General features: G+C 73.2%; 9 protein-coding genes. 8 read left to right on the top strand and 1 reads right to left on the bottom strand.

The genetic code is table 11. The features are described from left to right. The first annotated feature begins 129 nt into the window (after positions 1-129). The 8 genes from ABE438_RS19635 (at position 130) to ABE438_RS19600 (ending at position 11,987) form a co-directional block, all read left to right on the top strand. On the top strand, positions 130-2,568 hold the full coding sequence (locus ABE438_RS19635; protein ID WP_346504368.1) for a hypothetical protein: 2,439 nt from the start codon (positions 130-132) through the stop codon (positions 2,566-2,568). A gap of 30 nt (positions 2,569-2,598) precedes the next feature. Beyond that, positions 2,599-3,108: a hypothetical protein gene (locus ABE438_RS19630; RefSeq protein WP_346504367.1), complete on the top strand. Its 510-nt coding sequence runs from the start codon at positions 2,599-2,601 to the stop codon at positions 3,106-3,108. Between the two features lie 87 nt (positions 3,109-3,195). After that, a complete protein-coding gene (locus tag ABE438_RS19625; RefSeq protein ID WP_346504366.1) occupies positions 3,196-3,657 on the top strand; it encodes a hypothetical protein in 462 nt (153 codons plus the stop codon). A 70-nt stretch (positions 3,658-3,727) separates the two neighbouring features. Next, positions 3,728-5,809: a cysteine peptidase family C39 domain-containing protein gene (locus tag ABE438_RS19620; protein WP_346504365.1), complete on the top strand. Its 2,082-nt coding sequence runs from the start codon at positions 3,728-3,730 to the stop codon at positions 5,807-5,809. Continuing rightward, positions 5,806-8,397: an ATP-binding cassette domain-containing protein gene (locus ABE438_RS19615; RefSeq protein ID WP_346504364.1), complete on the top strand. Its 2,592-nt coding sequence runs from the start codon at positions 5,806-5,808 to the stop codon at positions 8,395-8,397. Before ABE438_RS19620 ends, ABE438_RS19615 begins: the two co-directional genes overlap by 4 nt. After that, positions 8,394-9,704, top strand: coding sequence for an NHLP bacteriocin system secretion protein (locus ABE438_RS19610; protein ID WP_346504363.1), 1,311 nt, complete (start codon positions 8,394-8,396; stop codon positions 9,702-9,704). The genes ABE438_RS19615 and ABE438_RS19610 overlap by 4 nt, the downstream gene beginning before the upstream one ends. 112 nt (positions 9,705-9,816) lie before the next feature. Then, a complete protein-coding gene (locus tag ABE438_RS19605; RefSeq protein ID WP_346504362.1) occupies positions 9,817-10,428 on the top strand; it encodes a fused MFS/spermidine synthase in 612 nt (203 codons plus the stop codon). Then, entirely contained in the window at positions 10,425-11,987 is a 1,563-nt protein-coding gene (locus ABE438_RS19600; RefSeq protein WP_346504361.1) for a fused MFS/spermidine synthase, read from the top strand. The genes ABE438_RS19605 and ABE438_RS19600 overlap by 4 nt, the downstream gene beginning before the upstream one ends. Before the next feature lie 6 nt (positions 11,988-11,993). On the opposite strand, the gene ABE438_RS19595 is transcribed toward ABE438_RS19600, so the two are convergent. Beyond that, on the bottom strand, positions 11,994-13,539 hold a 1,546-nt coding region (locus tag ABE438_RS19595; protein ID WP_465248644.1), incomplete at its 5' end, for an ATP-binding protein.

The following is a 13,539-nucleotide window of genomic DNA, read 5'->3' as shown; positions in this document are numbered from 1 at the left end:
TCGCTCTGCCGCTACCAAGTCCGCCACAAGCGCCCCCGGCAACAGGACAGCTCGGCCCGGGTGAGCGTCGCGACAAGAACCGGGAACCAAGCCGAGCCGGAGGCGCAGTCGCCACTGCGGAGTTCGATCATGACAGAAGCGCAGGACAAGGGGCGCAAGCCCGACGGACGCAAGGGTTCCATCCCGCTCGACATGCTGAAGGCGATCGTCGGCGGGGCCAATCCGAACGAGAAGAAGCAGGTCGACGGCGACCTCGCCGTCGCGCTGACCGTCGGCGCGCCCGACCATGTGGCCGACAGCAAGGTCGCTCCCCAGGCCAAGCCCGCACCGGCGGTGGTCGAGAGCAAGACCAGCTATGGCGAGGATGCCCGCTTCGACATGCGGCTGGTCTTCGCCGCGCCGGAATCCGGCAAGCCTGACAGCCGCGTCACCATCACCGCCACGGGCCAGAAGGGCGACGCCAACAGTGTCAAGGTCGAGCTCTCGGACCCGTCGAGCGGCGTCAAGGAGAAGCTGACGCAGAGCGAGGTGTCGCAGCGCGCCGCCGACGGCAATCCGCTGTTCAAGACGGTCGAGGCCCGCCTCAAGGAGATGCATGGCGGCGACAAGAAGGCGCCCGACTTCTCCAAGGATATCGAGAGCGGCTTCCGCAAGAGCGCGACAGGCGAGACCGCCGGCCCGATGGGCAAGGTCAAGGGCAGCGACACCCATGCCAAGGCGGATGTGAAGACCGTCCAGGTCAAGGATCCGGAAACCGGCAAGACCTCGACCCAGTGGAAGTCGAGCGTCTCGACGCCGGCCATCGACAAGGCGAAGGCCGAGACCGCGAAGGCCGAGAAGCAGCAGGCGCAGAAGGAGCTCACCGACCGCTGGGACGCCGACAAGGCGAAGAAGGCCGAGGAGAGCAAGGCCCGCCAGGAGCAGCAGGCCAAGCCGGCCGAGAACCCGCTCAAGGACATGCGCGACGCCCGGCAGGCCAGCCAGACCGCGCAGGGCGACCTGACCAAGGCGACCGAGAGCCAGCTCAAGGCCGACCTCGCCAAGCAGCTCTCCGCGGCCAATGTCGCCAAGACCGATTCCGCCGTGAAGCTCGCCGCGCAGAACCAGGACCGCGCGGCGATGGACAAGGCCGTCAAGGACCATGCCGACGCGCTCTATCACGACGCGCTGAACGCCAAGGCGCTCGACAAGGCCAACAAGGACCAGGACAGCGCCCGCAAGGCGGTGGGCGACACCGGCAAGTCGGCGGACGAGGCCCGCGCCAAGTTCGAGCAGGCGAAGAAGGAGCTCGCCACCGGCAAGCCCGGAGCCGGCGAGAAGGACGGCGAGCCCGGCCGCGGCCGGGCCAACACGGTCGGCGCCAAGCCCACGACGGGCGAGGCGGGCAAGGACGAACCGACGCGCCAGCGCGCCGACACCATGCCGAAGCAGACCTCCGACAAGAGCGTCGAGCCGCCCAAGCCCGGCTTCGTCGACAAGGCCGCCAAGCTCGGCGAGCAGCATTGGGGCAAGGTCAACCAGCACGCCAGCAAGATGCTGGAGGGCATGGACAAGGACGCCGCCAAGAAGGCCGGCACCTATCACGAGAACAAGAGCGAGACCGTCCTGGCCGGCGGCATCGACAAGACCACCAAGGTCGAGGGCAACGTCGCCAAGGAGCGCATCACCGTCGCGCAGGTGAAGACCGAGGGCAGCACCGAGACCTACACCTCCGGGCTGGCGCGCGGCGCCGCGGCGAACTGGGCCGTGCGCGCCGAGGCCGGGATCGAGGACAGCAAGACCGTCGATCACGGCAACGGCGTCACCACCAAGGTGACCGACAAGGCCTATGCCTCGGCCTCCTTCGAGAACAAGGCCAAGGCGGTGGTGACCGAGAACAGCGTCTCGGCCGAGGCTTCCACCAAGGTCGCCCTGCACGCCGAGGCGAGCCATTCGACCACGACCAAGATCGGCGGCATCGAGACCAAGGACACGGTCGGCGTCGCCGCCCATGCCGAGGCCAACGCCAAGGCCGGCGTGCGGCTCGGATTCGACGGGCTCTCGGCCAGCGCCAAGGCCTCGGTCGAGGCCTCGATCAAGGCGAACCTGACCAAGGAGACCAAGGTCGGCGACCACACCTTCAAGCAGGAGCTGGAGGTTTACGCCAAGGCGAAGGCCGAGGCGAAGGCGGAGGCCGAGGTCACCTTCAACCCCTTCGCCAAGGACGGGAAGATCAAGGCCAAGCTCGGCGTCGGCGCGGAGGCCTCGGCCGGGGTCGGCGTCGAGGGCACCACCGGCTTCCACGGCAAGAACGGCGGCGCCGATGTCGGCGGCGGTCTCTATGCCGGCAAGATCGGCGCCAAGGCCGATGGCGATTTCGAGATCAAGGACGGCAAGGTCTCGGCCAGCCTGAGCGTCGGCGCGGCGCTCGGCATCGGCATCACCATCAACATCAAGATCGAAAGCAATGTGAAGCAGGCCATGGCCGACGCGGCCCGCGACATCGAGAAGGGCAACCTCGCCCAGAAGGTGCTCGGCCACCTGACCAACAACCCGGTCGGCGGCTTCTTCCGCGGCCTGTTCGGCTGACGACCCGCGACAGCGACAAGGATCTCCGAGATGATCGACGAGAACAGCACACCCGAAGAGATCGCCGCCTACAAGGCGAAGCTGGAGCGCGAGCTCGACCCCGTGGCCAAGGAGCTCGACGCCAGCTCGCGCAAGCAGATCCTGGCGGCGGCCAAGGCCGAGGGCTGGTCGGATTCGCAGGCCGACTGGCTCGACAAGCTCGCCAAGCAGCCGCTGTTCCAGGCCGTCGCCGACGGCGTACCTGGCGAGGAGGCACTGCAGCAGGCCTATGGCATCGCCCGCCGCAAGCTGGCGGCCGGCTATTTCGACAACGCGCTCGACGAGGGCAAGAACCTCTACACCGCCTTCCTGACGGTGGTGGACCTCGAGAAGCAGATCGCCGAGCGGCGCGGCGACACCCCGCCCGACTATCCCGACGCCATTCTGTTCGAAGCCTGCCGGGCCGTGGAGCGGGCGGCGGCCGAGGGCCTGTCGACCGAGGACCAGATCGCCACCGGCTTCGGCATGATCCGCGAGCTGAGCGCCCGCGGTACCAACTGATGCCGCTCCGGCGCCGATGACCGGGCGGGACCGTTCCCCGGGACGGCCCCGCCGCGTGCCTTTTCTTCGCGCGAGACGCTCAAGCCCATGTTCTTTCCGGCCGAACCGCCGTCCCTGCCGCCCGCCGCGCCGGCCATCGTCCTCGTCCAAGGCAAGAGCCGCGGCGCCGCGCCCGAGGCGGCTCTGGCCGAACGCGCCAGGCGCGACGGCTGGTCGGAGTCGCAGGCCGGCTGGATCGGCAAGCTCGGGGCCGCCGCGCTGGCGGCCGAGGGCGGCGCGAAGACGCTGGATGAGGCCTATCAGCAGGGCCGGCGCGGGCTGTCGGTCGGCTATTTCGACAACGCGCTCTCTCAGGGCAAGACCCGGCTCGTCGCCTTCCTCACCGTGATCGACCTGGAGAAGCAGGTGGCGCAGCGCGCCGGCGCGGCGCCGCCCGCCTATAGCGACGAGGCGCTGAAGGCGGCCTATGTCGCGCTGGCGCAGGCGGCCGAGGCCGGCGCCTCCAGCGCCGAGCAGCTCGAGATCGCCTTCGCCTCGCTGCGGAAATGACGATGTGCGGCCGCGGGCGCGACGGGACGGCGGCATGAGCGGGCGCGGCGCCGGAGCGCGCGGCCCCAGCGTGCCCACAATCCTGCAGATGGAGGCGGCCGAATGCGGCGCCGCCTGCCTCGCCATGGTGCTGTGCGCCCATGGCCGCTGGGAGAGCCTGGAAGCGGTGCGCGACGATTGCGGCGTCTCGCGCGACGGCGCCTCCGCCGCCGACATCGTCGCGGCGGCGCAACGGCGCGGGCTGGATGCGGAGGCCTTCAGCCGCGAGGTCGACGAACTCGCGGCGCTGCCGCTGCCGCAGATCCTGTTCTGGGACTTCAACCATTTCGTGGTGCTGGAGGCGATCGGCCGCTCCGGCTTCCTGGTCCACGACCCGGCCCATGGCCGGCGCCGCATCGACCGCGCCGAGTTCGGCCGCCGCTTCACCGGGGTGACGCTGGCCTTCACGCCGACGCCGACCTTCCGCCGCATCAAGCCGCCGCCCGGCACCGCCCGCCAGCTCCTCGCCATGCTGCGCGGCTCGCGCGGCATGTTCGCCACCCTCGTGCTGACCGCGATCGGCATGGTGGCGCTCGGCGTGCTGGTGCCCGGCCTGACCCGCGTCTTCGTCGACGACTATCTGGTGCAGGGGCACAGCGACTGGCTGGTGCCGCTGCTCGCCGCCGTGCTGGCGATCGGCCTGATGGGCAGCGCGCTGGCGGCGCTCTACACGCGCGGCGTGCTGCTGTTGCAGACCAAGATCACCGCCGTGGTCTCGGCCCGCTTCGTCCGGCGGCTCTTCGCCCTGCCCTACGAGTTCTTCGTGCGGCGCAGCCCGGTCGAGGTCTCGGCGCGGCCGCAGCTCGCCGCCCAGCTCGCCGGCACGGTCTCCGGCGCGCTGACCCAGCTCGCCGTGCACCTGATCGCGATGGCCGGCTATGTCGCGATGATGCTGGCCTACAGCCCGCCTCTGACCCTGGTCATGCTGGTCTTCGCCGGCATCGAGCTGCTGATTCTCCGCGCCGTGCGCCGGCGCGTCGCCGAGCGCGCGGTGCATCTCCAGATGGCCGCCGGCCAGGCCCATGCCGCGGCGGTGCAGGGCGTCGCGCTGCTGGAACAGGCCCGCGCCACCGGCAGCGAGGCGATCCTGTTCAACCGCATGCTCGAGGCCCAGACGCGGCTCGCCAATTCCGAGCAGGAGCACGGGCGCACCATGCGCCTGCTCGCCGCCCTGCCCTATGCCGGCAGCCGCGCCACCACGCTCGCCGTGCTCGGCGCCGGCTCGCTGCTGGTGATCGAGACCGAGATGACGCTCGGCACGCTGCTCGGCTTCCTGATGCTGGCCGGCATGTTCTCCTCCTCGGTCGGCGCGCTGACGCAGATCAGCGCCGCGATCGGCCAGAGCGCCGCGGCGATCGGCCGGCTCGGCGACGCGCTGGAGGCCGGCGGCGAGGACAGGGCGGCGGACGCGCCCGCCTCGCCCGGCCTCACCGGCCGGCTGCGCCTGCGCGAGGTCGGCTTCGCCTATACCAACGGCCAGCCGCTGCTCGGCGGCGTCACGCTGGGCGTCGAGCCGGGCGAGGCGATCGGCGTGATGGGTGCCTCCGGCGACGGCAAGAGCACGCTGGCGCGCCTGCTCGCCGGGCTGCTGCAGCCGACCGCCGGCGAGATCCGTTTCGAGCGCCGCGACGGCGGCTGGCAGGCCCCACTGGCCGGGATCGGCTTTGTCGACCAGACCCATTTCTTCCCCGGCGGCCCCTTGCGCGCCGCGCTGACGCTGTGGACCGAGGCGGTGGACGACGCCGCGATCGCCCGCGCGCTGGCCGATGCCGAGATCGCCGCGGTCGTGTCCGCCCGCCCCGGCGGGATCGACTGCGTCGTCGGCGAGAGCGGCGCCGGCTTCAGCGGCGGCGAACGCCAGCGCCTCGCCATCGCGCGTGCCCTGCTGGCCCAGCCGCGCATCCTGGTGCTCGACGACGCCACCAGCGCGATCGACGAGGCGACAGAGGCGCGCCTGCTGCGCAATCTGCGCCGGCGCGGCACCACGGTGATCCTGCTGACCAACCGCGCCAGCGCGCTCGCCCGGATGGACCGGGTCGAGGGGCTCTATCGCGGCATGCTGGTCCCGGTCGATGCCGGCGAGATCGCCCGGCAGGCGGGAGAGGCCGCATGACCGCGCCCGACGAAAGCCTGGCCGCGCTGCTGCCGCTCGCCGGCGGGCGCTTCCACGCCCTGCCGCCGGCCGATGGCGCGCCGATGACCCTGCGCGGCGGCGAGGCCGATCTCTATCTCGCGCCCGGCGAAGGCGGCGGTGCGCCGCGTTTCGTCGCGGCGCTGCCCGAGGGCACGGTCCTGCCCGGAACGGCGACCGCCGTGCCGCTGCTGCTGCGCCCGCGCGTCGACGTCGCGCTGGAGCCGGGCGGCGAGGCCGGCGGCGCCGCGTTCTGGCTGGCGGCGCTCACCGAGGCCGCCGACCTGCCCGCGGGCGGCCATGCCGCGCCGGAGACGCCGGCGATCTACGCCGCCGAGACCGACCGCCTGCTCGCTATCGTCGCCGAACGGCTGGCGAGCGCCGAGCGGCGCGAGGCGTCCGACGCCGCCGGTCGCAGCGCGGCGGCGGAGGACGACTACACCGAGACGCTGGGCGGCTTCGGCCGCCTGCTGGCCGGGCGCTTCAGCCGGCCGCCCACGGGCGTGCGGAGCCCGCTGGCGGTCGCGGCGGCGCGGCTGGTCGAATTGCGGCGGATCAAGCCGCAGGCGGTCCGCGAGCAGGAGGGCGAGGCGCCGGAGGCCTATGTCGAGCGTGTCGCCACCGCCCATGGTCTGCGGCTGCGCCGGATCAGGCTCGACATCGGCACGCGCCCGGACGGCGACGGGCCGATCCTCGCCTTCGACGAGGCCGGCCGGCCGCTGGTGCTGCGCCCGCGCCTGCGCGGCGGCTATCTCGTCGAGACGCCCCAGAGCGCTGCCCCGCCGCGGCGGATGACGGAGGCCGATTGGCGGCGCCTCGGCCGCGACGGCTACATCCTGCACGCGACGCTGCCGGCAGGCCGGCTCGACTATCGCACGGTGACGCTGTTCGGCCTGCGCGACAGCCTCGGCGATTTCGGCCTGCTCGCCGCCTGCGGCATCGTCGGCGCCCTGCTGGCGCTGCTGCCGCCGATCGCTTCGGAGCAGATCGCCACCATCGCGGTCCACACCGCCGACGTGCCCTTCCTCGCCAACCTGCTGGTGGTTCTGCTGGTGGCGCTGGTCGCCGAGACCTGCTTCTTCGTGATCGGCCATCTCGCCGAGCTGAAAGCGCAGGGCCGCGCTGGCCTCGCCTTGCACGCGGCGATGGTCGACCGGCTGCTGCGCCTGCCGCCCTCCGTGCTGCGCGGCGCCAACACGCTGATCCTCGCCACGCAGATGGAGACGGTGGAGAAGTTCCGCCGCGCCCTGCTCGGCTTCGGCACCACGGCGCTGCTCGCCCTGTTCAACGGGCTGGCGGCGGCGGCGCTGGTCGCCTTCGTCTCGCCGCTCTCGGGCCTGATCGCCATCGCGCTGGTGCTGGTGCTGCTCGCGGTCACCGCGCTGATCGGCTGGGCCCAGTTCAAGGCGATCTACGAGGGCGAGCGCATGGACGTCGTCGTCCTCGCCTTCGTCTACGACCTGATCCGGCTGGTGCCGGTGGTGCGGGCAGCCCGGCTGGAAAAGCGCGCCTTCACGCAATGGAGCGAAAACTTCCTCGCCTTCCAGAGCCGGCTGATGCGCTCGGCCCGCGTGGCGAACCGGCTGGCGGTGCTGGAGCCGTTCTGGGAAGCGCTGGTGCTGGCGCTGTGCTTCGTGGCGATCGCCTATGCCGGCGCCTCGGCCCATCTCGACGCCGGGCAGGCGATCGTCTTCGTGCTGGCGCTGGGGCGGCTGCTGCGCGCCGGCAAGGAGCTGTCGCATGCGGTGATGGGCGCCGCGCGGCTGCTGCCCATGGCCAAGCTGGCCCGCCCGCTGATCGAATACGAGGTCGAGCCGCTCGCGGCCGGCGCGCCGGTGACCACGCTGCACGGCGCGGTCGAGATGCGCGAGGTCGACTTCCACTACGGCTCGCGGCGCGTGCTCAACCAGGTCTCGCTGTCGATCGCGCCCGGCGAATTCGTCGGCTTCGTCGGTCCCTCGGGCAGCGGCAAGTCGACCACGCTGGCGCTGCTGACCGGGCTCGACCGGCCCGATGCCGGCCGCGTGCTGCTCGACGGGCAGGACCTCGCCGGGCTCGACCGGCGCCAGGTCGCCCGCCATGTCGGCATGGTGCTGCAGAACAGCCGGCTCTTCCCCGGCACGATCTTCGAGAACATCCGCAGCATCAGTGGCATCGAGACCGACGAGGCCTGGCATCTCGCCGAGCAGGCCGGCATCGCCGACGAGCTGCGGGCGCTGCCCATGGGCATGCACACCATCGTCGGCGAGACCGGTTCCGGTCTCGCGGCGGGGCAGGTGCAGCGCCTGCTGATCGCGCGCGCCCTGGCGGGCAAGCCCGGCATCCTGGTGCTCGACGAGGCGATGAGCGCGCTCGACGGCGCCTCGCAGCGGCGCATCCTGGCGAGCCTGGAGCGGCTGTCGATGACGCGCATCCTCGTGGCGCACCGCCCGGCGACGCTCGCCGGCGCCGACCGCCTCTTCGTCTTCGACCAGGGCGCCATCGTCGCCTCCGGCCCGCCGCAGGCGCTGCTGCGCCGCGCCGGCGAACCCGACGACGCCCAAGACCTCGCGGAGCCCGAGACGCCATGACCGAGCAGAGCCTGTTCAGGCCCGAGGCCGAGGCCGCGCTGCAACGTCCGGAGCAGCTCGCCACCTCGCTGCGCCTGGTGCGGCCGGGCCATCTCACCGCCGTCGTCGTGCTGGTCGCGGTGGTGGTGCTCGCCATCCTCGGCGCCGCCTTCGTGCGCGTGCCGATCAGCGTGCAGGGCACCGGCGTGATCCTCAGCTCCAAGGGCGTGCTGGAATTCACCGTGACCTCGAACCATGAGGGGCGGATCACCGACATCCTGGTCGATATCGGCCAGCGCGTCGGGCCGGGGCAGGAGATCGCCCGCATCGTCCAGCCGCAGCTCGACACCGAGCTGAAGCTGGCCGAAAGCGAGCTCGAGCAGATCGGCCAGGAGGCCGAGCGGATCCGGGCGCTGCAGGCGCAGGCGACCACGCTGTTCGAGAGCGTGCGCAAGCAGCAGGAGGCCAATGCCCGCGAGACGATCGACCTGCTGGACCAGCGCCGCCAGCTGCTCCAGCAGCTCGCCGACGGGCAGGAGGCGCTGCGCAAGAGCGGCACCATCACCTTCGACCGCTATCTGCATGTCAGGGCCGACCTGGCGGAGGTGCTGGAGCGCACCGCCAACAAGCGCGGCGAACTGCTGGCGTTGTCGCTCTCCAGCGCCGAGCGCCAGGCCCAGTACGAGCGCGAGCTGCATGCGCTCGCCACCCGCCGATCGCAGGCCGAGCGCCAGATCCAGCGGCTGCGCGAGCGGCTGCGCAACGAGACCTCGGTGCGCAGCACGCAATACGGCATCGTCTCGGAGCTGAAGGTGGTGCCGGGCGACCTGGTGCGCTTCGACACCGCGCTGGTCAGCCTGCTGCCGGTCGACGAGAGCTTCGCCGGCCTGCGCCGCGGCGGCACCCATCTCGTCGCCGCCGTGCTGATCCCGGCCAAGGACGGCAAGAAGATCCGCCCCGGCATGGCCGCGCTGATCGACCCGACCTCGGTGCGCCGCGACGTGTTCGGCGCGATCGAGGGCGTCGTCACCAAGACCTCCGACGTCGCGACCAGCCCGGAGCAGTTGCGCAGCATGCTGCGCAACGACGATCTCGCCCGCAAGCTGACGGCCAGCGGCCCGCCCTTCCTCGTCACCGTCGAGATGACGCGCGACGAGCACACGAAAAGCGGCCTGCGCTGGACCTCCTCGGACGGGCCGGACGCGCAGATCACCGCAGGCACGCTGCTCGAGGCCAAGGTGCTGACCGAGCGCGTCTCGGTGCTCGGCCTGCTGGTGCCGGCGCTGAAGGAGATGCTGCGCGGCCCCAATCGCAGCCATCTCGACTGAGCAAGCCGCTCCCGCTCGCGACCATCCGCCCCGGCCGGCGCGCGTTGACCGGGCGGGCGGGGCTGCCTATCCCGGAGGCGATGCCAGCTCATCTCAGACGCGGCGCGGCCGCGTGATCCCGCTTTTGCTGCTCGCCGAGGCGCTGGTCGCCTTCTGCGCGCTCGCCTTCGAGACCGCCACCGCGCGGCTGGTGGCGCCCTTCGCCGGCATGTCGACCGACAGCTGGACCGCAATCATCGCCGGCTTCCTGTTCTCCTGGGCGATCGGCAACCATCTCGGCGGGCTGCTGGGGGCAGGCGCGGCGCGAAGGCGGCTCGGCCTCGCTGCCGCCGGCATCGCAGCGGGCGCGCTCGCCGTCGCGCTGACGCCCGCTTTGCTGCCGGCGCTCGACGCGCTGATCGTCGCGCCCGACCCGACGGCGCGCTGGCGGCTCGCCCTGTTCTGCGCCCTGCCGACGCTGGCGCCCGGCCTGCTCTTCGGGCTGGCGCCGCCGTTGCTGATGACCGCGATCATCGCCGCTGCCGGGGGGCGCGGCGGGGTGGTCGGCCTCGCCATCGCGGCCGGGGCCGCCGGCAGCGCCGCCGGCGCGATCGCGGTGCTCTGGCTGGCGCTCGACCAGCTCGGCGCGCGCGGCACCAGCCTCGCCATCGCGGCGCTCGGGTTCGCCACCGCCCTGCTCGTCCTCGGCGCCGCGCGGCTGACACGCCGGAGGGTGCCGGCATGAGCCGCCTGCCGCTGCCGCTCGTCGTCTTCCTCTCGGCCGCCGCCGCGCTGGCGATCGAGCTCGCCATCGTGCGGCTGGGCGCACCGCATGTCGGCCAGTCGCTGCTGCCCTGGACCGCCGCGATCACCGCCGTACTGCTCGGCCTGACGCTCGGCCACGCGCTCGGCGGGCGGGCCGGCGGGCCGCAGGCATCGCCGGAGCGGCTGCGCGAGCTGATGGCCGCATCCTGCCTCTGCGCCGGCATGGGCGCGGTGGCGATGCCGGCGCTGGTCGAGCCGGTCGCCACCCTGTTCGCCGACGGGCCGGGCTCGGGCGCCCGCGCCACGCTGGCGCTGATGGGCCTGTGCTTCCTGCCCAGCGTCGCCGCCGGCTTCGTCACGCCGCTGGCGATCCGCATCGCCATGGCGACGGCCGGGGACGGCGCGAAGCCTGCCCTGCCGCGCCGGATCGCGGCGATCTACGCGGCCTCCGCCATCGGCAGCGTCGCGGGCACGGCGGCGGCCGGCTTCTGGCTGCTGGAACAGGTCGGGGCGAGCGGGCTGGCACTCGGCGCCGCGGCTCTCTGGGGCGCGACGGGCCTTCTGCTGCTGCGCTGGCGCGGCCGGCCGGCCCATGCGGCGGCCTGGACCGCGCTCGCCTTGCTGATCACGGCCGGCGCCATGGCGCTCGGCACCGCCAGCCCGTGCAGCGTCGAGTCGCGCTATACCTGCGTGCGCTATCTCGACAGCACGGGATCGGCCGGCGAGCGCCTGCGCTTCATGATCCTCGACGAGGGCGTCCACAGCGCCACCGACCTCGACGATCCCGGCCGGCTGCCGCTTGGCTACGCCGCGCTGGTCGACCGGCTGGCCGGCATCGCCTTCGCCGCCTCGCCGGAGCGCAGCGCGCTGGTGATCGGCGGCGGCGGCGCGACGTTGCCGCGCGCCTGGGCGCGGGCGCAGCCGCCGGCGCAGGTGCTGGTCGCCGAGCTCGACCCCGTGGTCGCGGCCGAGGCCGCCCGCGCCATGGACGCCACCGGCCCGCATCTGCGCACCGTCACCGGCGACGGCCGCGCCGTGCTGCGAGCCGAGCCGCCGGCACCGCGCTATGACGTGGTGCTGATGGATGCCTACCGCACCCACACCGTGCCGCCGCATCTGGTCACCGCCGAGTTCGGCGCGCTGGTCCATGCCCGGCTGCGCGAGAACGGCGTCTTCCTCTCCAATGTGATCGACCGGGCCGGGAGCCTGCTGCTGGCGCGCAGCCTGGCGCTGACGCTGGCGCCGCTCTATGGCCGCGTCGAGATCTGGGTGGCGCAGGGCGAGGCGGAGGACGGCGCCACAAATGCCGTGGTCGCCGCCTGGAAACGCGCCGCCGACGCACCGGCGGACGACGTTCTCGCCGTGACCGCGAGCGTGATGCCGGCTGACGACGTCGCCCGCCGCCGCACGGTGAGCTGGCGGCGCCTGGAGGACGAGGCGGCCCTGCGCCGGCGGCTCGGCGGCTGCGCGCTGCGGCTCAGCGACGACCGCGCCCCGGTCGACCGGCTGCTCGCCGGGCAGGCGCCCTGCCCCGATTGAGGCCGGTCAGAGCTGCGGCTCCCAGCCGCTCATCTCCAGCACCGTGCCGCCCAGCCGCGAGAAGGCGCGCTGGCGGCAGGAGAACACGATGATCTGCTGCTCGCGCGCCTGCCGGTGCAGCGCGTCGAACATGCGCTCGATACGGTCATCGTCGGAATAGACCAGCGCATCGTCGAGGATCACCGGCGCGGCGCGGCCCTCGCGCGCCAGCAGCCGCGCGAAGGCGAGGCGGGTCAGGATCGAGAGCTGCTCGCGCATGCCGCCGCTCAGCCGGTCGATCTCCTCCTCCTGGCCGTTGCGCCGGATGGCGCGCGGCAGCAGCGTATTCTCGTCGAAATCGATGGCGACGTCGTCGAAGAGCAAGCCGAGCAGCGGCTGCAATTCGGCGAGCACCGGCTGGAGATAGAGATCGCGCGCCGCCGAGCGCGAGGCCTGCAGCACGTCGCGCAGACGGCCGAGTACGGCGAGCTCGGTCTCGTAGGCGGCGACGCGCGCCTGCGCCGCCGCGCGCTGCTCGCCGGCCTCGCGCCAGGCCTCCTCGACCGCGTCGTCGGAGCGTGTGCGGATCTGGCCGTTCAGCTCGGCGAGGGTGACGCCGAGCCGGGCGATCTCCTGCTCGGTCCCCACCAGGGCCGAGCGCGCCCGCTCGAAGGCGGCCTCGACCGAGCGCAGGTCCGGCGCCTTCGCCTGCGCCTCGGCATGCTTCGCCTCGGCCTCGTCGCGCCGGGCGCTGCTCTCGCGCGCGGCGGCGGCGAGCGCGGCCTCACGGCCATCCCGCTCCTCGGCCGGGCCGAGTTCGAGCGACAGCCGCTCGCGCTCGCCGCGCAGGCGGGCGGCGGCAGTCTCCGCCGCGAGCAGCGCGTCTCCCTGGCGGGCGAGCAGCGGCTGCACCTCGCGGGCGGCGTTGCGGGTCTCGGCGAGCAGCTGCTGCGCCGCGGCATGGGCGGCGCGCACGGCCTGCGGATCCTCCTTGAGTTCGAGTGCCGCGGGCGCAGCCGCGTCGTCGAGCCGGGCCATGGCGGTGCGCAGCGCCGGCAGCCCGTCCGGGGCCAGCAAGGCGAGCTGGGCACGCAGGCCGTCGCGCTCGCCGGCATGGCTGCGACCGGGCTCCTGCCGTCGGCGCGCCGCAGCGATGCTGTCGACGCCGAGCTTCGCCAGCATGGCGCGCAACGTCTCACGCGCCGCAGCCAGCGTCTCGCTGGCCTTGACCGGCTGGCCGGAGCGCAGCGTCAGCCTGCCGATCCCCGGCAGGTCCAGCGCCTGCCCGTCGCGGACCGGGCGCTCGCCATCGGCCTCCAGCACGACGCCGTCGAGGCTGATGCGCGGGGCGCCGGCGAGATAGTCGATGCGCAGCGTCGGCAGGGCGGCCTCCTCGGCAGCCTCCAGCCGCGCCACCGCGAGTTCCTGCGCCTGCAGCCGGTCGAGCGCCTCGGCCGGCAGGGCGACGGCGGCGAGCGCCGCTTCCGCCCGCTCCAGCGCGGCACGCGCTGCCTCGGCCTGGTCGAGGCGGGCGCGCAGCGTCTCGCGCTCCTGCGCCGCCTGGCGGGCGGCC

The organism is Allobosea sp. TWI1241 (assembly GCF_039673065.1).
In the GTDB taxonomy this organism is placed as follows: Bacteria; Pseudomonadota; Alphaproteobacteria; order Rhizobiales; family Beijerinckiaceae; genus Allobosea.
The sequence above is the reverse complement of the archived record's forward strand: the minus strand, read 5'-3'. Positions and strand labels throughout refer to the sequence as shown.

Coding starts and splice junctions, on each gene's coding strand:
- ABE438_RS19635 (WP_346504368.1), top strand. CDS start 130: ATGACAGAAGCGCAGGACAAGGGGCGCAAGCCCGACGGACGCAAGGGT.
- ABE438_RS19630 (WP_346504367.1), top strand. CDS start 2,599: ATGATCGACGAGAACAGCACACCCGAAGAGATCGCCGCCTACAAGGCG.
- ABE438_RS19625 (WP_346504366.1), top strand. CDS start 3,196: ATGTTCTTTCCGGCCGAACCGCCGTCCCTGCCGCCCGCCGCGCCGGCC.
- ABE438_RS19615 (WP_346504364.1), top strand. CDS start 5,806: ATGACCGCGCCCGACGAAAGCCTGGCCGCGCTGCTGCCGCTCGCCGGC.
- ABE438_RS19610 (WP_346504363.1), top strand. CDS start 8,394: ATGACCGAGCAGAGCCTGTTCAGGCCCGAGGCCGAGGCCGCGCTGCAA.
- ABE438_RS19600 (WP_346504361.1), top strand. CDS start 10,425: ATGAGCCGCCTGCCGCTGCCGCTCGTCGTCTTCCTCTCGGCCGCCGCC.